15 protein-coding genes are annotated in these 17,687 nt (G+C 72.5%); 8 read left to right on the forward strand and 7 right to left on the reverse strand.

The window, feature by feature from the left end:
* Positions 1 to 21: 21 nt before the first annotated feature.
* The 4 genes from L3K22_RS13775 to L3K22_RS13790 are packed head-to-tail and all read right to left on the reverse strand — an operon-like array spanning position 22 to position 3,992.
* Entirely contained in the window at positions 22 to 996 is a 975-nt protein-coding gene (locus L3K22_RS13775) for a GNAT family N-acetyltransferase (RefSeq protein ID WP_263311888.1), read from the reverse strand.
* Positions 997 to 1,047: 51 nt separating this feature from the next.
* Entirely contained in the window at positions 1,048 to 1,710 is a 663-nt protein-coding gene (locus tag L3K22_RS13780; RefSeq protein ID WP_263311889.1) for a GNAT family N-acetyltransferase, read from the reverse strand.
* A complete protein-coding gene (locus L3K22_RS13785) occupies positions 1,703 to 2,833 on the reverse strand; it encodes a glycosyltransferase (RefSeq protein ID WP_263311890.1) in 1,131 nt (376 codons plus the stop codon). Before L3K22_RS13785 ends, L3K22_RS13780 begins: the two co-directional genes overlap by 8 nt.
* Positions 2,834 to 2,843: 10 nt before the next feature.
* Complete coding sequence (locus L3K22_RS13790) at positions 2,844 to 3,992, reverse strand: NAD-dependent epimerase/dehydratase family protein (RefSeq protein WP_263311891.1); 1,149 nt, start codon at positions 3,990 to 3,992, stop codon at positions 2,844 to 2,846.
* A 147-nt stretch (positions 3,993 to 4,139) separates the two neighbouring features.
* Here L3K22_RS13790 and folP point away from each other — a divergent pair, with 147 nt between their 5' ends.
* Positions 4,140 to 5,087, forward strand: coding sequence for a dihydropteroate synthase (gene folP, locus L3K22_RS13795; RefSeq protein WP_263311892.1), 948 nt, complete (start codon positions 4,140 to 4,142; stop codon positions 5,085 to 5,087).
* Positions 5,088 to 5,107: 20 nt separating this feature from the next.
* On the opposite strand, the gene L3K22_RS13800 is transcribed toward folP, so the two are convergent.
* The 3 genes from L3K22_RS13800 to L3K22_RS13810 all read right to left on the reverse strand — a co-directional run bounded on the left by L3K22_RS13800 (position 5,108) and on the right by L3K22_RS13810 (position 10,023).
* Entirely contained in the window at positions 5,108 to 8,254 is a 3,147-nt protein-coding gene (locus L3K22_RS13800) for an alpha-mannosidase (protein WP_263311893.1), read from the reverse strand.
* Between the two features lie 84 nt (positions 8,255 to 8,338).
* Positions 8,339 to 9,145 carry a serine hydrolase domain-containing protein gene (locus L3K22_RS13805; RefSeq protein ID WP_263311894.1) on the reverse strand — a complete coding sequence of 269 codons (807 nt, stop codon included), beginning with the start codon at positions 9,143 to 9,145 and terminating at the stop codon, positions 8,339 to 8,341.
* Positions 9,142 to 10,023 (reverse strand): serine hydrolase domain-containing protein, encoded by an 882-nt coding sequence (locus L3K22_RS13810; protein WP_263311895.1) that lies wholly within the window; start codon positions 10,021 to 10,023, stop codon positions 9,142 to 9,144. The genes L3K22_RS13805 and L3K22_RS13810 overlap by 4 nt, the downstream gene beginning before the upstream one ends.
* Before the next feature lie 186 nt (positions 10,024 to 10,209).
* Between L3K22_RS13810 and L3K22_RS13815 the strand changes: the two genes are divergently transcribed.
* The 7 genes from L3K22_RS13815 to L3K22_RS13845 form a co-directional block, all read left to right on the forward strand.
* On the forward strand, positions 10,210 to 10,968 hold the full coding sequence (locus tag L3K22_RS13815; protein ID WP_263311896.1) for a L,D-transpeptidase family protein: 759 nt from the start codon (positions 10,210 to 10,212) through the stop codon (positions 10,966 to 10,968).
* A 156-nt stretch (positions 10,969 to 11,124) separates the two neighbouring features.
* Positions 11,125 to 11,838: an FHA domain-containing protein gene (locus L3K22_RS13820; protein ID WP_263311897.1), complete on the forward strand. Its 714-nt coding sequence runs from the start codon at positions 11,125 to 11,127 to the stop codon at positions 11,836 to 11,838.
* A 7-nt stretch (positions 11,839 to 11,845) separates the two neighbouring features.
* Positions 11,846 to 12,373, forward strand: coding sequence for an FHA domain-containing protein FhaB/FipA (locus tag L3K22_RS13825; RefSeq protein WP_062947335.1), 528 nt, complete (start codon positions 11,846 to 11,848; stop codon positions 12,371 to 12,373).
* A complete protein-coding gene (locus tag L3K22_RS13830) occupies positions 12,370 to 13,719 on the forward strand; it encodes a PP2C family protein-serine/threonine phosphatase (protein WP_263311898.1) in 1,350 nt (449 codons plus the stop codon). The genes L3K22_RS13825 and L3K22_RS13830 overlap by 4 nt, the downstream gene beginning before the upstream one ends.
* Positions 13,719 to 15,110, forward strand: a complete 1,392-nt coding sequence (locus tag L3K22_RS13835) for an FtsW/RodA/SpoVE family cell cycle protein (RefSeq protein WP_263311899.1) — start codon at positions 13,719 to 13,721, stop codon at positions 15,108 to 15,110. The genes L3K22_RS13830 and L3K22_RS13835 overlap by 1 nt, the downstream gene beginning before the upstream one ends.
* Positions 15,107 to 16,552, forward strand: a complete 1,446-nt coding sequence (locus tag L3K22_RS13840; RefSeq protein ID WP_263311900.1) for a peptidoglycan D,D-transpeptidase FtsI family protein — start codon at positions 15,107 to 15,109, stop codon at positions 16,550 to 16,552. Before L3K22_RS13835 ends, L3K22_RS13840 begins: the two co-directional genes overlap by 4 nt.
* On the forward strand, positions 16,549 to 17,687 hold a 1,139-nt coding region (locus L3K22_RS13845), incomplete at its 3' end, for a serine/threonine-protein kinase (RefSeq protein WP_263311901.1). The genes L3K22_RS13840 and L3K22_RS13845, both read left to right, overlap by 4 nt.

The raw sequence follows: 17,687 nt of genomic DNA on the forward strand, positions 1-17,687 counted from the left end.
GGTGTCGGCATCCGTCGGGGATCAGGCCGCCGGCAGCTCCCCCTCGAGGATGCTCAGCACGTCCGCCTCGCGGAAGCCGAGCGCGCGATTCAGGGCGAGCATCGGCACGTTGTCGAGCGCGGTGTACGTCTGGATCCAGCGGGCCTGCGCGGCCTCGGGCACGGCGCGGAGGTTCTCGAGGTTCGCGAGCTTGAGCGCCCGACCGATGCCGCGGCCGCGGTGGGCGCGGTCCACGAGGGTGTCGTCCTGAGTGAGGATCTCGGGATCGTGGCGGTTCACGAGGATCTCGGTGTAGCCGACCGCGACCCCTTCGCGCCGCGCGAGGCCGCGCACGAGGGTCCAGCCCTGGTCGTCCATGCGCTGCTCGCTGCGGCGCAGCTCCTCGACCTCGCCGCGGGAGGCGGGGCGGGTCAGGTCACCCATGGGCACGTCGGCGTCCATCTGCGTGGTCAGCCGTGCCCAGTCCTCCACGAGCTCCTCGGGGCAGGCGCCGTGCCAGGTGCGGATCTCGATGCCGGACGACGGGGAGGCGCCGGCAAGGGGCCCCGGTTCCAGCGGCATCGCGCGCAGCAGACGGTGCTCCTGGTTCCCGAGCCGCATCCCCTGGTCCAGGGCGAAGGCGACCCCGGCCTCGCAGTAGGTCTCGGCCTGGACGATCTCGGCGTGCCCGGCGAGCGCCTCGCGGACGGCGGCGGCGAGCGCGCGGCCCACGCCGCGGCGGCGGTGCCCCGGCAGCACGGAGATCTCGACCTCGGCGGGGTTCCCGGGATCGACCTCGGCCCCGGCCGCGCCGACGGGGGCGCCGTCGAGGCGCGCGACGAGCAGCACGCTGGTGCGCCCGGGCTTCGGGTCCTGGTGCTGGGCGAGGACGGACTCGCCGTCGGCCCACCAGGCGGCCTCTCGCCCGGCGTTGAAGCCGTCGCGCAGCAGGGCGTTCCAGGCCAGCAGTGCCTCGCGGTCGGCGGGGTCGACGGGGGTGATCTGCACATCGGCCATGCCCGTCATCCGATCACGGCCCACCGGTGCTGTCACGCGGTTTTCCGAGGCTCAGCCGTGGCGCCGGCGCGCGATCCGCCCCTCCAGCATGGCCCGGATCCCCGGCCATTCCGGCGCGAGGATCGAGTACACGACGGTGTGGCGCACCGAGCCGTCGGGCAGGATGCGGTGGGCTCGCAGGATCCCGTCCTGCTGCGCGCCGAGGGCCTCGACGGCGCGGCGCGAGGCGAGGTTCAGGTGGTGCACGCGGAACTCGACGCGCAGCATCTCGAGCTCGTCGAAGGCGTGGGAGAGCAGCAGGTGCTTCATGGCCGTGTTCACCCCGGTGCGGTGCACGGAGCCGGCGAGATAGGTGTTGCCGATCTCGAGGCCGCGGTCGGCGAGGGCGAGGTTCATGAAGGTGGTCAGCCCCACCACCTGCTCGTCCGCCGCGCGGACGACGGCCCAGGCGAGACGGGTGCCGGCCTCGACGTCGGCCGTGAGGCGGGCAACGGAGCCCTCGACCGCCTCCGGCGCGGGCACGTGCGGGGCGAAGGGCAGGCGGTGGATCTCGCCGTCGGCCACAACTTCGCGCAGGCCCGGGACGTGCGCCTCGGCGAGCGGCTCGAGACGGATCCCGTGCCCGCGGAGCGTCACCGGCTCCAGGCGAGGCAGCGGTGCGGTGGGGACGGCGCGGGTGCGCTCCTCGCGCCCGCCCGCCGCCGCCTCAGTCATGGCTGCGTCCGTGCTTCTCGATCGCCATCTGGTAGTAGCGCAGCAGGTCGTCGGAGGCGTTCTCCCAGGAGAACCTCTCCGCCTCGGCGCGGGCGGCCTTCCGGATCCTCCCGCGCAGCTCCGCATCGCCCAGCCGGGTGAGCGCCGTGTCCAGGCTCGCCTGGTCGCCGGAGTCGTAGAGCAGGCCGTCGACCCCGTCCGTGACCTGCTCCATCGTCGGCCCCGAGCGGGCGGCGACCACGGGCAGCCCGGAGGCCATGCCTTCGAGGATCACCAGTCCCAGGGTCTCGGTGACCGAGGGGAAGACGAAGGCGTCGGAGCTCGCGAAGGCGCTCGCGAGCTCCTCCCCCTCCATGAAGCCGGGGAACGTGGTCCGCGTGCCGGCGAAGAGCTCCTCGAGCTCGCCCCGGTAGGGGCCGTCACCCACGATCGCGAGGGCCACGTCGTCGCGGCGCTCCATCATGGGGCGCAGTGTGTGGATCTCCTTCTCCGCGGCGAGCCGGCCCACGAACACCAGGAGCTTCTTCTCCGGGTGCCCGCCGGTGAGCCGCGAGCGCATCTCCTCGCTCGCGAAGCGGGGGTGGAACGTCTCGGTGTCCACGCCGCGGCGCACCACGTGGAGGTCCTCGATCCCGTGCTGCGCGAGCTCCTGCTTCATGGTCTCGGAGGTGGCGATGTTGATGTCGGCCATCGCGTGGTTGCGCCTGATCTGCCACCACACCGCGGGCTTGCCCCAGGTCCAGGCCCGGTAGAGGTCCAGATAGCGGGGGATGTGGGTGTGATAGCTGGCGACCAGCGGGATCCTCTGCCGGCGTGCGGCGAAGGCTCCCGAGGAGGCGAGCAGCAGGGGCTGCGCGGCGTGGACGACGTCCGGGTGGAAGCCGCGGATGATGCCGTCGACGTTGGGGCTGGGGAGGGTGAAGCGCCGATGCTTGTAGAACGGCAGCGTCACCGGGCGGATGCCCACCACCCGTGCCCCGTGGTGCTCGGTGACCCCGAGGTCGGGGGCGATCACCATGACCTCGTGGCCGAGGTCGGTGAACCGTTCGACGGCGTGGCGCAGGCGGGTCACCACGCCGTCGACGGAGGGCAGGAAGGTCTCCGTGACGATCGCGATCTTCACGGAACGGGGCTCACTTCCAGGTGACGGTGGGCATGACCAGCTCGCGCTTGACCCGGTCGGTGTTGTTCATCGCGACCTTCAGCACCTCGGTGAGGTGCTCGTCGGTGAGCAGGTGCGGCTGCAGCCCGAGGTCCAGGAGGTTGGTGTTGACCGCGTTGTAGTAGTGGTCGTACTTCTCCACGCGCGGGTTCTCCGTGGGGGCGATGTTCACGTCCAGGCCCAGGTCGCCTCCGACCTTCTGCACCTTCTCGGCGAGCTCCTTGACGGAGAACTGCTCGGTGAACTGGTTGTAGACGCGGAACTCGCCGCGGTCGGCGGGGTTCTCGCAGGCGATCTCGATGCAGCGCACGGTGTCCTGGATGTCCAGGTAGCCGCGGGTCTGGGAGCCGTTGCCGTAGACGGTGAGGTCGTGGCCGATCGCGGCCTGGATGATGAAGCGGTTCAGGGCCGTGCCGAACACCGCGTCGTAGTCGAAGCGGTTCACCAGGCGGGGGTCCAGGCGGGTCTCGTCGGTCTCGAGGCCGTAGACGACGCCCTGGTTGAGGTCGGTGGCGCGGATGCCCCAGATGCGGCAGGCGAACATGATGTTGTCGCTGTCGTGCACCTTGGTGAGGTGGTAGAAGGAGCCGGGGGCCTTCGGGAACGGCAGGCGGTCCTTGCGGCCCTTGTGCTCGATCTCGATCCAGCCCTCCTCGATGTCGATGTTCGGCTGGCCGTACTCGCCCATGGTGCCGAGCTTGACGAGGTGGCAGTCGGGGGCGAAGTCCTTGATCGCCCACAGCACGTTCAGGGTGCCCTCGACGTTGTTGCGGTGGTTCTCGATCGCGTGCTCGCGGTCGATCATCGAGTACGGGGCGGAGCGGTGCTCGGCGAAGTGCACGAACGACTCCGGCTGGATCTCCTGGAAGACCGACGCGACGGCGTCGTAGTCGGTGAGGTCCGCGATGCGCACCTCGATGTCCTTGCCGGAGACCTCCTTCCACGCCGCGACCCGCTCCTCGAGCGGCAGGATGGGGGTGACGGAGTTCGAGCCGAGCTCCACGTCGATCTCGCGTCGCACCAGGTTGTCCACGATCGTCACGTCGTGGCCCTTCTGCGAGAGGTACAGGGCGGTGGGCCAGCCGCAGAACCCATCTCCACCGGCGACGACGATCTTCATGGGGCAAGTCCTCCAATAGTCCAGGTCCCCGGATCCCGTGGGGCACGGGCGCCGGGTGGTGCAATACCGTGTGCAGTCTTAACGTAGTGCAGGTCAGGCGACGCTCAAAGATGTGGGACGGCCGCCCGAACAGCAGAGGAACGGACCATGAACACCGTGCATGACGAGGGTCCGGCGGGCCGTCCTCCGAGCCGTCTCGCCACTGTATCCCCCGAGCCCGGGACCGGGCTGGGCGCTCCGACGCCGCGCCCCCTGCCCGACACCTCCCGGCGCGTGCTGGTGATGGGGATCGTCAACCGCACGCAGGACTCCTTCTTCGACGAGGGACGCACCTGGGAGCTCGAGCAGGCGGTGTCCGCGGGGCTCCGCGCCGCGGAGGAGGGCGCCGACATCGTCGACGTGGGCGGGGTGAAGTTCGCACCCGGCGACCCGCTGGACCCTGCGGAGGAGGCCGCCCGGGTGGTCCCGGTGATCGAGCAGCTGCGCCGCGAGCTGCCGGGCGAGGTGCTGCTCTCGGTGGACACCTTCCACGCCTCGGTCGCCCGCGCCGCGCTCGGGGTCGGGGCGGACCTGATCAACGACACCACGGGCCTGTCCGATCCGCGGATGGCCGACGAGGTCGCCCGCGCCGGCGCCTCGCTCGTGCTCACGCACTCGGTCGCGGAGCCGCGCCGTCCCTTCCCCCGGCCCCGCTACGAGGACGTGGTCGAGGAGGTGCGGGACTTCCTCGCCGCACGCCTGGAGCGCGCGCTCGAGGCGGGCATCGCGCGGGAGCGGATCGTGCTGGACCCCGGCCCGGATCTCAACAAGAACACGCAGCAGACCCTCGAGGTGCTGCGGGACTGGGGCGAGTACGCCGCGCTCGGCCTGCCGCTGCTCGCGGCGCTCTCGCGGAAGGACTTCGTGGGCGAGTCGCTGGGCCTGCCGAAGGAGGAGCGGCTCGCCGGCTCCCTCGCCGCGGCCGCGTGGACGATCCGCCTGGGCGCCCGGATCCTGCGGGTCCACGACGTGCGGGAGACGGTGCGGATGGTCCGGATGCTCGAGGTGCTCGCCGGCTGGCGCGAGCCGGCGGGACCGCTGGTCCACAACGTCTGAGGGGCCGGGGCCCGGGGCGCTCAGCCGCGGGCGATGCGCAGCGTCTTGATCTCGAAGGGACGGAAGAAGAGCTCGACCGTGCCGTCCTCTCCCCGCGCGAGCGCGGAGCGGAACGCCGGGGCGTCCTCCCCGAAGGGCCGCTCGAGCAGGTCCGTGGCCGTCACCTCGCCGCCCGCGAGGACCGGGTCGAGGGCGAGGGTCGCCGCGGCGCGGGCACCGGAGGACTCGTACAGCCGCAGCACCAGGTCCCCGGAGCGGTCCTCGGCGAGCTTCACGGTCTCGACGATGACGCTCGAGGCGCCCTCCCCGTCGGCCGGCGCGACCGTGACCGGCGGCGCGGCGAGCAGGGACGCGGCCGCGGCGGGAGCGGTGCGCTCGGGCAGGTTCAGCCGGTAGCCCTCCTCGATCGCCTCGGCGATCCCCGCGCCCGGTCGCACGGCGACGCGCAGGGTGTAGCGGCCGTGGTCGGCGGCGGGGTCGGGGTACTCCGGGGAGCGCACCAGGGTCAGGCGGGTCGTGGTGGTGGTGCCGCCGTCGTCCTCGCGCACGGTGCGCAGCACGTCGTGGCCGTAGGTGGAGTCGTTCGCGATCGCCACCCCGTGCTCGCCCTCGGCCGCGTGGACCCAGCGGTGCGCGCAGGTCTCGAAGCGGGCGAAGTCCCAGGAGGTGTTCACCGGGACCGGCCGGTCCACGTGCCCGAACTGGATCTCGCTGGAAAGGTGGGAGGCGCGCAGGTCCAGCGGGAAGGCGAGCTTGAGCGCCTTCTTGCGCTCGCGCCAGTCGAGGTCCACCTCGATCCCGAGGGAGGTGTCGTCCGGGCGCAGCAGGAAGGTCTTCACGATCGTGGAGCCCGCGCCGGTGACGCCGGAGGTCTCCTCGTCGTCGGCGAGCGCGGTCGTGTAGGTGAAGGAGACGCGGACCCCGCCGTCCTCCTCCTCGACCTCGGCGGCGGTCGGGGTCTCGAGGTCGCGGACCACGCGGCGGTAGAACTCGTCGATGTCCCAGGCGTCCCAGGCGTTGGGCGTGTCGCGGTGCAGCTGCAGCAGCGCGCCGCGGGCGCCGGGGGCGATGGTCTCGCGTCCGTCGGCCCGGCCGACGAGGGAGACCAGCGCGCCGGAGGCGTCGAGCACCGCGCGCACCGCCTGGTTCTCGAGGCGGACCTCGCCGCCCGCGCGGGTCACGACCACGGCCTCCTGGGCCGGCTCGGGGCGGCCCGCGCCGTAGGCGGGCACGCCGCGGCGCGGCACCGGGGCGGTGTTCAGCAGCACCGTGTCGTGCCCGTCGGCCGCGCCCGCCACCTCACCCTCGCCCTGCCCGCCGGCCGCGGCGAGCGCGGCGAGGGAGCCGGCGATGATCCGCTCGGCCCGTTCGGCGAGCGCGGCGTGCTGGGCCTCGGCCTCGCGGTGCACCCAGGCGATCGAGGAGCCGGGGAGGATGTCGTGGAACTGGTTCAGCAGCGTGTCCTCCCACAGCGCGGCGAGCTCGTCGTGGGGGTAGGGGTGCTCGGCGCGGAGCGCGGCGAGGGTCGCGAGCAGCTCGGCCTCGTGCAGGAGGTGCTCGCTGCGGCGGTTGCCCTGCTTGGTGCCGAGCTGCGCGGAGTAGGTGCCGCGGTGCAGCTCGAGGTAGAGCTCTCCGTTCCACACGGGCGCGTCGGGGTACTCGGCGCGGGCACGCTCGAAGAAGTCCTCGGCGGTGCCGAACTCGACCTTCGGGGAGCCCTCGAGGTCGGCGGCGCGGCGCCCGGCGGCCATCATCTCGCGGGTGGGCCCGCCGCCGCCGTCGCCCCAGCCGAACAGGTCGATGCCGATCGAGGAGCGGCCCTTCTCCTTGAAGTTCCGCTCGAAGTAGGCGAGCTCGGATCCGGTGAGGGAGCCGTTGTAGGTGTCGGCGGGCGGGAAGTGGGTGAACACGCTGGTGCCGTCCAGACCCTCCCAGCGGAAGGTGTGGTGGGGGAAGGTGTTGATCTGGTTCCAGGAGACCTTCTGGGTCAGGAAGAACTCCTGGCCGGCGAGCGCGGCGATCTGCGGCAGCGCGGCGGAGTAGCCGAAGGAGTCCGGCAGCCAGGTCTCGCGCGTCTCGACCCCGAGCTCCTCGAGGAAGAACCGCTTGCCGGCGACGAACTGCCGCGCCATCGCCTCGGAGCCGGGCATGTTGGTGTCGGACTCGACCCACATCCCGCCCACGGGCACGAAGCGGCCGCCGGCGACGTGCTCGCGGATCCGCGCGAACAGCTCCGGGTAGCGGTCCCGGATCCAGCGGTACTGCTGGGCGGAGGAGGCGGAGAAGGTGATGTCGGGGTCGTCCTCGATCAGGGTGCAGGCGTTGGAGAAGGTGCGGGCGACCTTGCGCACCGTCTCCCGCACGGGCCACAGCCAGGCCGAGTCGATGTGGGCGTGGCCGGTGGCGAGCACCGTCAGGGCGGAGGAGCCAGCCGTCGCGGCCAGCGCCGGGGCGAGCGCCTCGCGGGCGGCCCGGGCGGTGCCGGGCATGTCGTCGGGGTCGGCGACGTCGCAGGCGGTCTCGAGCGCGCGGAGGATCTCGTGGCGGCGCGGGCTGGTCCCGGGCAGCTCGTGCATGAGACCGGCGAGGGCCCGGACGTCCTCGTGCAGCTCCCAGATCCGCACGTCGCGGCGGGCGAGGTGGAGCTCCTCGATCGAGTAGAGCTCCTCCTCGGGCACGGTCGCGAGGTCGCCGAGCGGGGTCGGCGCGAAGGTCCAGCCGCCGGCGACCATCGGGTTCGCGGCGCACTCGAGGTAGTAGTCGAGCTCCTCGCCGGGCCGGACGGGGAGGTGCCGGTTGCAGGGGTTGACCGCCTTGACGGGCACGCCGTCGGGCGTGAACACGAGCGCCTCGGCCTGGAATCCGGGCTGGCCGGTGAAGGCGAGGTCGACGATCAGCTCGGGGGCGGAGTGCTCGTCGGCGGCCCAGTCGGCGGGGACGGTGCCGGTCACGTGCAGCCAGGTGGTGGACCAGGCGCGTCCCAGCGGCGCCCCGACCTCGACTGGGCCGTACTCCCGGGCGATCGCCTCGCGCGGCGGGATCGGCTCGCCCTCGAGCCGGTGCGCGGTGATCGTGACCTCGGCCCGCTCCTGGTGGATCCGCGGGACCAGGTGGTCCTGCGTGAACCGGCGGATGCGGGCCTCGGTCAGCTCCCGGTCGTCGAACATGTGGCGGCTCCTTCGGCGCGTGGGGCGGGTCGCGGGGTCTCGTCGGCCCTCCGGCGTCCCGGGGTCTTCCCGGACGCTATCGCGTCAGCGGTGCGCGGCGAGCACGGCGTCGCCGAGGCGCGGCATGATCTCGCGGTGCGCGTCGCAGAAGTCGTGGGAGGTGCCGACGACGAGGGCGAGATCCGCCTCCGGGTCGATCCAGAACGCGGTGCCGCGCATGCCGAAGTGGCCGTAGGTCCGCTCGCTGCCGGTGGTCGCGGTCCAGTGCGGGGACTTGGTGCCGCGCACCTCGATGCCGAGCCCGAAAGGGTTGGGGTCCTGCTTGCCGAAGCCCGGCATGATGCCCACCAGCTCCGGGAAGTGGACGCCGACGAGCTGGGCGTGCACCTCCTGTTCCAGGAGCGTGGGGTGCTGCAGCTCCGCGGCGAGCAGGGCGAGGTCGACGAGGGCGCCGGAGGCGCCGACCGAGGCGGAGCCCTCCCACTCCAGGCCCGTCATCCCCAGCGGGTCCGCGATCCGCTCCTGGACCCAGTCGCCGAAGTCGCGGCCGACGGCGCGCTCGACGTGGCGGGCGGCCTCGTCGATGCCGTAGTTCGAGTAGTGGCGGCGCAGGCCCGGCGCCTGGAGGGTCGCGTCGGACTCGTAGAAGCAGCCGGAGGCGTGGGCGAGGAGGTGGCGGAGCGTGGCACCGGGCGGGCCGGCCTCGTCGTCGAGGGACACGCGCCCCTCCTGGAGGGCGAGCGCGGCGCCGAGGCCGGTGAGGGTCTTGGTGACCGAGCGCCAGGGGCGGATCCGCTCGACGTCGCCGCATCGCTCCCGCTCCCCCTCGGGGCCGAGCACGATCGCGGCGGCCTCGAAGCCGAACTCGTCCAGCAGCCCGAGGGCGCTCATCGGCCGGTCCCGCCCCCGGCGAAGCGCTCGAGGATCGCATCGGTGATCCCGGGCCAGATCCGCACGTGGTCGGGGCCGAAGCGCCGCTCGCCGAGGAAGGCGGCGGCGAGGCCCGCCTCGGGGTCGACCCAGAGGAAGGAGCCGGACTGGCCGAAGTGGCCGAAGGTCCGCGGGGAGGAGTGCGCGCCGGTCCAGTGCGGGTCCTTGTGCCCGCGGATCTCCATGCCGAGGCCCCAGTCGTTGGGCTTCTGGCGTCCGTAGCCGGGGAGGATCCCGGCGAGCCCCGGGAACTGCACCGTGCGCATCTCCTCGTGGAGGGCGTCGGAGATCAGGGTGGGCGCGAGCAGCTCGCGGCCGACGACCAGCAGGTCCCGGACCGTGCCGCGGTATCCGGCGGCCGGGGAGCCGTCGACCTCGAGGTCGACGAGGTCGAGCCCCTGGACGACGGTCTGCTCCATCCACTCGGGGAAGTCGTATCCGGTGGACTCCTCGACGTGGGCGGCGAGCACCTCGAAGCCGGTGTTGGAGTAGATGCGGCGGGCGCCGACCGCGCCGACCGTCTCCTCCCCCTCGAAGGGGTAGCCGGCGGCGTGCGCGATCAGGTGGCGCACGGTCGCGCCCTCGGGTCCGGCGGGCTCGTCGAGGTCGACCAGGCCCCGGTCGACGGCGACGAGCACGCCGAGGGCGGCCAGGGGCTTGGAGACGCTCGCGAGGTCGAAGACCCGCCCGGTCTCGCCCTGCTCGTGGAGGGTGGCGCCCGGCGCGGTGACGCCGAGGGCGTGGGCGGCGTCGAGGTCGACGGGGATCGGGGGCGCGGTCTCGGGCTGCACGCGCTCCACTATGGCACGGGAGCCGGAGTCGTGACAGAATCGTGACATGTCCGAATAGTCCGTCTGCCTGCGACGTTGCAGGATCTTGCCCACGAGTTCCACGACCAGGACTTTTTTCCTCTTGTTGACCCTTCCTTGATCTGTGCAGGATGTGGCGCGACGGGCCCGATCCCGGGCACCGCACCACCGCCCGCTCCACCGAGCACGGGCAGAACACGTCATGGGGGAAGACCGATGGACCTCACCATCACACCGAGACCGCGCCGCACGAGAGAGCCGGAGGACGGCGCGGAGGGGCTGCTGCCCCTCGCCCCGAGCCGACGGACCCTGCTGCTGGGGGTGGGGGCCCTCGGCACCGGGCTCGCGCTCGGCACCGGCGCCGCCGAGGCCGCCCGCCCGAAGCTCCGCAAGGGCAGCCGCGGCAGCTCGGTGACGACGCTGCAGAAGCGGCTGAACACGCTGAAGTACTGGTGCGGATCGCCCGACGGCAGCTTCGGCCATCTCACCCAGCAGGCCGTGTTCGCGCTGCAGAAGGCGGCCGGGCTCGGCCGGGACGGGGTGGTCGGCCCGAAGACCTGGTCCGCGCTGGACGCGGGGAAGATCCCGTCCCGCCGGATCAGGAGCGGGCGCGGCTTCGAGGTCGACCTGGACCGCCAGCTCCTCATCGCGACCGCCCACGGCCGGCTCTACTACATCCTGAACACCTCCACCGGGTCCGGGGAGCGCTACTACTCCGGCGGCCGCTGGAAGACCGCGACCACCCCGAAGGGCGACTTCGAGATGTACAGCCTGTACAGCCGCGGCTGGCAGAGCGGCCCGCTGGGGAACCTGTACCGCCCCGGCTACTACGACCGCGGGTGGGCGATCCACGGCTCGAACTCGATCCCCTCCTACCCCGCCTCGCACGGCTGCAGCCGCATCTCCGTGGCCGCGGCGGACATGCTGTGGAGCCGGAACTGGTTCCGGAAGGGACGGCGCGTGCTCATCCACTGACCCGCCGCCTTCACCTCTCCTGCACGAATCCCTCGCCGGCCCCGCGCCCCGTGCGCGGCGCCGGGGGCCAGGCCACGCGCTACGATCGGAGGGCGTGCAGCCCCGTCGACGGGTCGCTGCCCGCACCTGGCAGCCCAGCGAGAGCGAAGGACCACCGTGGGGATCTTGGATCGGATCGAGCGCAGCCTCGACCGCGGCGTGACGAGCGTGTTCTCGCCCGGTCGCGGGCAGCTGAAGCCCCTCGACCTGGCGCAGGGCCTCAGGCGCGAGTGCGACGACCAGATCCAGGTGCTCGACCGCACCCGGACCCTGGCCCCGAACGTGTACACCGTCTACCTGCACCCGGAGGACTTCGAGCGCTTCTCCTCCTGGCAGGACACCCTCCTCGACGAGCTCCAGCGCGTGCTCATGGAGCATGCGGACAAGCAGCGCTACATGTTCGTCGGCGCCGTCTCCGTCGCCCTCGAGCAGGACGAGGAGGTCCGTCAGGGCCGCTTCGAGACCGAGTCCCGCACCGAGCGCGGCAGCGTCGCCCCGGCGACCGGCGCCGCCCAGGACAGCCCCGGCGGGAGCCCCATCGTCGAGATCGACGGGCAGCAGTACCTGCTCACCGGCCCCGTCACGGTGATCGGCCGCGGCGGCGACGCGGACATCATCCTCGAGGACACGGGCGTCTCCCGGCACCACCTCGAGCTGCGCGCCGAGCCGGACTCGTCCCTGGTCGCCACTGACCTCGGCTCGACCAACGGCACCTTCGTCGACGGCGAGCGCATCCGCACGCCCGTCCAGATGCACGACCGCTCCCTGATCAAGATCGGGCGGACGCGACTGACCGTCCTGCTGCCGGGCTCGACCCCGGCGGCCTGGTGAGCGCCCCATGAGCGAACTGACCCTCGTCGCCCTGCGTCTGGGCCTCGTCCTGGCGCTGTGGATCTTCGTGGTGGTCGTGGTGCTCGTGCTGCGCAACGACCTCTTCGGCACCACCGTCGTCACCCGCTCCAGCCGCGACCCGCGCCGCGAGCAGCGACCGGCCTCCGGCCCGATCGGCGGCGCCGCCTCCGAGGCGGGCGCCGATCCGGCCTCGCTGCGCACCGATCCGGAGATCACCCAGGCCGCGATGGTCGTCACCGCCGGGCCGCTGCGCGGCACCTCGCTGACCCTCGGCTCGACCCCGATCCTCATCGGCCGGGCACCCGAGTGCACGCTCGTGCTCGACGACGACTACGCCTCCAACCGACACGCCCGCGTCTTCCAGCGCGAGGACGAGTGGATGGTGGAGGATCTCGGCTCGACCAACGGCACCCTGGTCTCCGGGCGGCGCATCGAGGGCGCGGTGCCCTTCCGACCCGGGGCGCAGGTGCGGATCGGCCGCACCGAGATCGAGCTGAGACGAGGTCCGCGATGAGCATCGCCCTGCGCTACGCCGCCCGTTCCGACGTGGGCCTGGTCCGCTCGAACAACCAGGACTCCGCCTACGCGGGCAGCCACCTGCTGGTGGTCGCCGACGGCATGGGCGGCCACGCCGGCGGCGACGTCGCCTCCTCGGTCGCGATCGGACGCCTGGCCTCCCTGGACTCCGAGACCCCGGCCTCCGACATCGTCGCGACCCTCGAGGAGAGCGTGCTCGAGGCGAACCAGGAGATCCTGCGCCGCGCACGCGACGAGCCGCAGCTGCGGGGCCTGGGCACCACGATCACCGCGCTGCTGCGCGCCGAGGGCAAGTTCGCCCTCGCCCACATCGGCGACTCCCGCGCCTACCTCCTGCGCGACGGGGAGACCGTCCAGGTCACGAAGGACCACACCTTCGTCCAGCGCCTGCTGGACGAGGGCCGACTCACGGAGGAAGAGGCCGAGCGGCATCCGCAGCGCTCGGTGCTCATGCGCGTGCTCGGCGACGTCGACGCGGATCCCGAGCTGGACCTCTCGCTGCGCGCGGCCCATCCGGGCGACCGCTGGCTGCTGTGCTCCGACGGCCTCTCCGGACTGGTCTCCCTCGACACGATCGACGCGACCCTGAAGGACATCGAGGACCCCGGCGAGTGCGCCGACGCGCTCGTGCAGCTCGCCCTGAAGGGCGGCGGCCCCGACAACATCACCTGCATCGTCGCCGACGTCGTGGACCTCGACGCCCTCCCCCGCGGGGTCGAGGCGCCGTCCACGACCCCGCAGATCGTCGGCTCCGCGGCGCGGAACCGACACCGGCCCACCGCCGCCTCCGGCCCCGCCGCGAAAGCCGCCGCGCTCACCCGCGAGGAGCCGGAGATCCCCTACGAGGACGAGGACTTCTCCGAGGAGGAGCCGCCGCGGCGCAGCCCCTGGCCCGCCGTCGTCGTGCTGGCGCTGCTGGTCGCACTGCTCGGCGGGCTGCTGTGGGGCGGCTACGCCTGGTCCCAGCGGCAGTACTACGTCGGCACCGACGGCACCCGGGTGGTGCTCTACCAGGGCCTCGCCCAGGATCTCGGCCCCGTCTCCCTGTCCGAGCCGCTCGAGGTCACCGACATCGAGATCGAGGACCTCCCCGAGATCACGCGCCAGCAGGTCGAGAGCACGATCAGTGCCTCGGACCGCGAGGGCGCCGACCAGATCATCGACCGTCTCGAGCAGGCGGCGGCGGCGAACCGGCCGCCCACGGCCGTCTCCCCCTCCGACGGGGGCGGCGCCTCCGACGTCGGCGGCGCCGAGGAGGGGGCCGCGGACGGCATGGCGCCCCTGCCGACGGCCGGCTCCCCCGACGAGGGCGAGGCGACGTAGTGGTCACCATCGTCTCCTACACCGCACGGCCGCGCCGCCTGATCCAGGCCCTGCTGCTGCTCCTCGCGGTGGCGGTGGGCGTGGGGGCCTACGCCCTGGTGGGGCTGGGCCGCTTCGACGAGCTGCCCGCGAACCTGCTCCAGGTCGGGATCGGCGCGCTGGTGCTCGTCGCCGTGCTCCAGATCGCCGTGATGTGGCGCGCCCCCTACGCCGATCCCGTGATCCTGCCGATCGTGGTGCTGCTGAACCTCCTGGGCGTGACCATGATCGAGTCCGTCCACGCCGCCAACGAGATCTACGGGCTGCGCAGCTCCGCGAGCGCGGACCGCCAGATGCTGTGGGCCGTGATCGGGGTGGTGCTGTGCGTGGCGCTGCTGGTGCTGCTGCGCGACCACCGCTGGCTGCGCCGCTACACCTGGATCAGCGCCGTGGCGGGCGGCGTGCTGCTGCTCCTCCCGCTGGTGCCCGTGATCGGCTCGGCCCGCAACGGCTCGAAGATCTGGATCTCCGTGGCGGGCTTCAGCTTCCAGCCTGCGGAGCTCGCGAAGATCGCCTTCGCGGTCTTCTTCGCGGGCTATCTCGTCGCCCGGCGCGACACCCTGGCACTGGCGGGCCCGAAGGTGCTGGGCATCCATCTGCCGCGCTGGTCGGACTTCGGCCCGATCCTGGTGGCCTGGGGCTTCGCGATGGCGGTGCTCGTCTTCGAGACGGACCTGGGGACCTCGCTGATGTTCTTCGGCCTGTTCGTGGTGATGCTCTACGTCGCCACCGACCGGCTGAGCTGGCTCGTGATCGGGGCGGTGATGTTCCTGCCGCCGGCGGTCTTCGCCGCGACCCAGATGAGCCACGTCCGCACCCGCATCACCTGCTGGCTGGACCCGCTCTCGGGCGAGAACTTCTCCTCCTGCGAGCAGATCAGCCAGGGCCTGTTCGGGCTCGCCAACGGCGGTCTGGTCGGCACCGGCCTCGGGGAGGGACGGCCCGACATGGTGCCGCACGCCGAGTCCGACTTCATCTTCTCCTCCTTCGCGGAGGAGATGGGCATGGTCGGCGCCTTCGCGCTGCTGCTGCTGTACCTGCTGCTGGTCCAGCGCGCCCTCCGCGCGGCCGTCGGCATCTCCGACGGCTTCGGCACCCTGCTCGCCGGGGGCCTCGGCTTTGTGATGGCGCTGCAGGTGTTCGTCGTCGTCGGCGGCGTGACCCGGGTGATCCCGCTGACGGGCCTGACCCTCCCCTTCCTCGCCGCGGGCGGCAGCTCGCTGGTGTGCAACTGGATCATCGCGGGGATCCTGGTGCGCCTGTCCGACGCGGCCCGGCGCCCCGCCGCCCGCCAGGTCGAGGGGACCCTGCCCGGCTCACCCGCCCGCACCGGCCAGGAGGCGATCGCGTGAACAAGCCCCTTCGCCACGTGTGGCTGGTGGTCGGCGTGCTCTTCGTGCTGCTGTTCACCTCCACCACCTACTTCCAGGTCGTCGCCCAGGGCCGGCTCGCCGCCCACGGGCAGAACCAGCGGACCCTCCAGGGCGAGTACGGCCGCCATCGCGGACCGATCGTGGTGGACGGGCACGCGATCGCGACCTCGCAGGAGTCCGAGGACGCCTACGGCTACCTGCGCACCTACGACCCCGGCGCGATGTACGCCCCGATCACGGGCTACTACTCGGTGGTCTACGGCTTCACCGGCATCGAGCGCTCGCTGAACGACACCCTCTCGGGCGAGGCGGACTCGCTGTTCTACCACCGCCTGGCCGATGTCGTCTCGGGCCGCGAGAACCAGGGCGCGAGCGTCGAGCTCACCCTCGACTCCGCCGCCCAGCAGGCGGCCTGGGACGCGCTGGACGGCCGGCGCGGCGCCGTGGTGGCGCTGGACCCGGAGACCGGCGCGATCCTCGCGATGGTCTCCGCGCCGAGCTTCGACCCCAACGAGCTCGCCTCCCACGACACCGGCGCGGTCTCGGCCGCCTGGTCCTCGCTGAACGAGGACCCCGAGCGGCCGCTGACCAACCGTGCGATCGGCGGGGACCTCTACCCGCCCGGCTCGGCTTTCAAGCTCGTCACGGCCTCCGCGGCGCTCGAGACCGGCGACTACACCGCCGAGTCGGTGATCCCCGGACCCGGGAAGTACGAGCTGCCGAACTCCTCGTCGACGATGAACAACTTCTCCGCGGGGCGCCAGGAGCCGTGCGGCCCGGACGACGAGTCCACGCTCGCCGAGGCGCTGCGCCAGTCGTGCAACACCTCCTTCGGCATGCTCGGCGTCGAGATCGGACAGGACCAGCTGCGCAGCACCGCCGAGGAGTTCGGCTTCGGCCAGGACCTCTCGATCCCGATGGGTGTGACGCCCTCCCGGATCGGCGAGGACCTCGACGACGCACAGCTGGCGACCACCTCGATCGGGCAGTACGAGACCCGGGTGACGCCGCTGCAGATGGCGATGGTCGGCGGGGCGTTCGCGAACGACGGCGTGGTCATGCAGCCGCAGCTCGTCCAGGCCGTGCGCACGGCCGACCTCTCCACCGTCTCCGAGCTGACCCCGAAGGAGGTCGGCCAGCCGCTGTCCGCCGCGAACGCCGCGCAGATGCGGCAGATGATGGTGGGCGTGGTCGAGGACGGCACCGGATCGGCGGCGGCGATCGACGGCGTCGAGGTGGGCGGCAAGACCGGCACCGCCGAGTGGGGCGAGGACCGCTCCCCCCATTCCTGGTACGTCGGGTACGGACAGACGGACGAGCAGAAGATCGCGGTCGCGGTCGTGGTCGAGGAGGGCGGATACGGGTCGCGCACCGCGGCGCCGATCGCCCGTGACGTGATGGAGGCGGTGATCCAGCGATGAGGACCGAACCGGGGCTCGTGCTCGAAGGACGGTACGAGCTCACCTCGCTCATCGCCACGGGCGGAATGGGTCAGGTCTGGAAGGGCCGCGACCAGGAGCTCGAGCGCGATGTCGCGATCAAGGTGCTGCGCGAGGAGTACGCCGGCGACGAGGGCTTCCTCAAGCGCTTCCGGGCCGAGGCGAGGCACACGGCCGCCCTCTCCCACGAGGGCATCGCCGCGCTGTACGACTACGGCGAGCTCGACGGGCGCGCCTACATCGTGATGGAGCTGTGCCCCGGCCGTCCCCTCTCGGAGATCATCGAGGAGAACCCCGGCGGACTGCCCGAGAAGCGCGTGGTCCAGCTGATGATCGAGCTCGCCCGGGCGCTGGACGCCGCCCATTCCAAGGGCGTCGTGCACCGCGACGTGAAGCCCGAGAACGTGCTGGTCGACGAGAAGGACGGGTGGTCCATGAAGATCACCGACTTCGGGATCGCACGCAGCAAGGACCAGGCGCGGCTGACGAAGACGGGCCTGGTCATGGGCACCGCCCAGTACCTCTCCCCCGAGCAGGCGATGGGCAAGCAGGCCACCTCCCTCTCGGACATCTACGCCCTGGGCATCGTCGCCTACGAGATGCTCGTGGGCAGCCGCCCCTTCACCGGCTCCAGCCAGGTGGAGATCGCGATGGCGCAGGTCAAGCAGCAGCCGCCGGAGCTCCCGGAGGCGATCGGCGCGGACCTGCGGCGACTGGTGATGATGATGCTGGCCAAGGCGCCCGCGAACCGTCCCCGCTCCGCGGCGGCGGTCGCGCGGATCCTCGAGGCGATCCAGCGCGGGGTCGAGCCCCGCTTCACGACCGGGGCGATCCCGGTGACGCGGGTCGAGGACCACGACTGGACGGGCGAGAACCGGGTGCGGCCCGCCGGCTCCGGGACCGGGGAGCAGGCGCCGCGCCCCGGCGCCTCCCCCACGGGCACGCGCACCGCGGCGATGCCGCTGCCGCTGTCGGGCCGGTCCCGCGGCATCCGGCATCGCTCGGGGGGCTCGGGTCCCTCGGCGCTGTCGGCGGCGTCGGCGGGCTCGGCCCCGCGGCGCGGTTCGGCCCGCTCGGCCCCGTCGGCGAGCTCGGCCCGCTCCAGATCGGAAGAGCG

The organism is Brachybacterium atlanticum (assembly GCF_025669985.1).
In the GTDB taxonomy this organism is placed as follows: Bacteria; Actinomycetota; Actinomycetes; order Actinomycetales; family Dermabacteraceae; genus Brachybacterium; species Brachybacterium conglomeratum.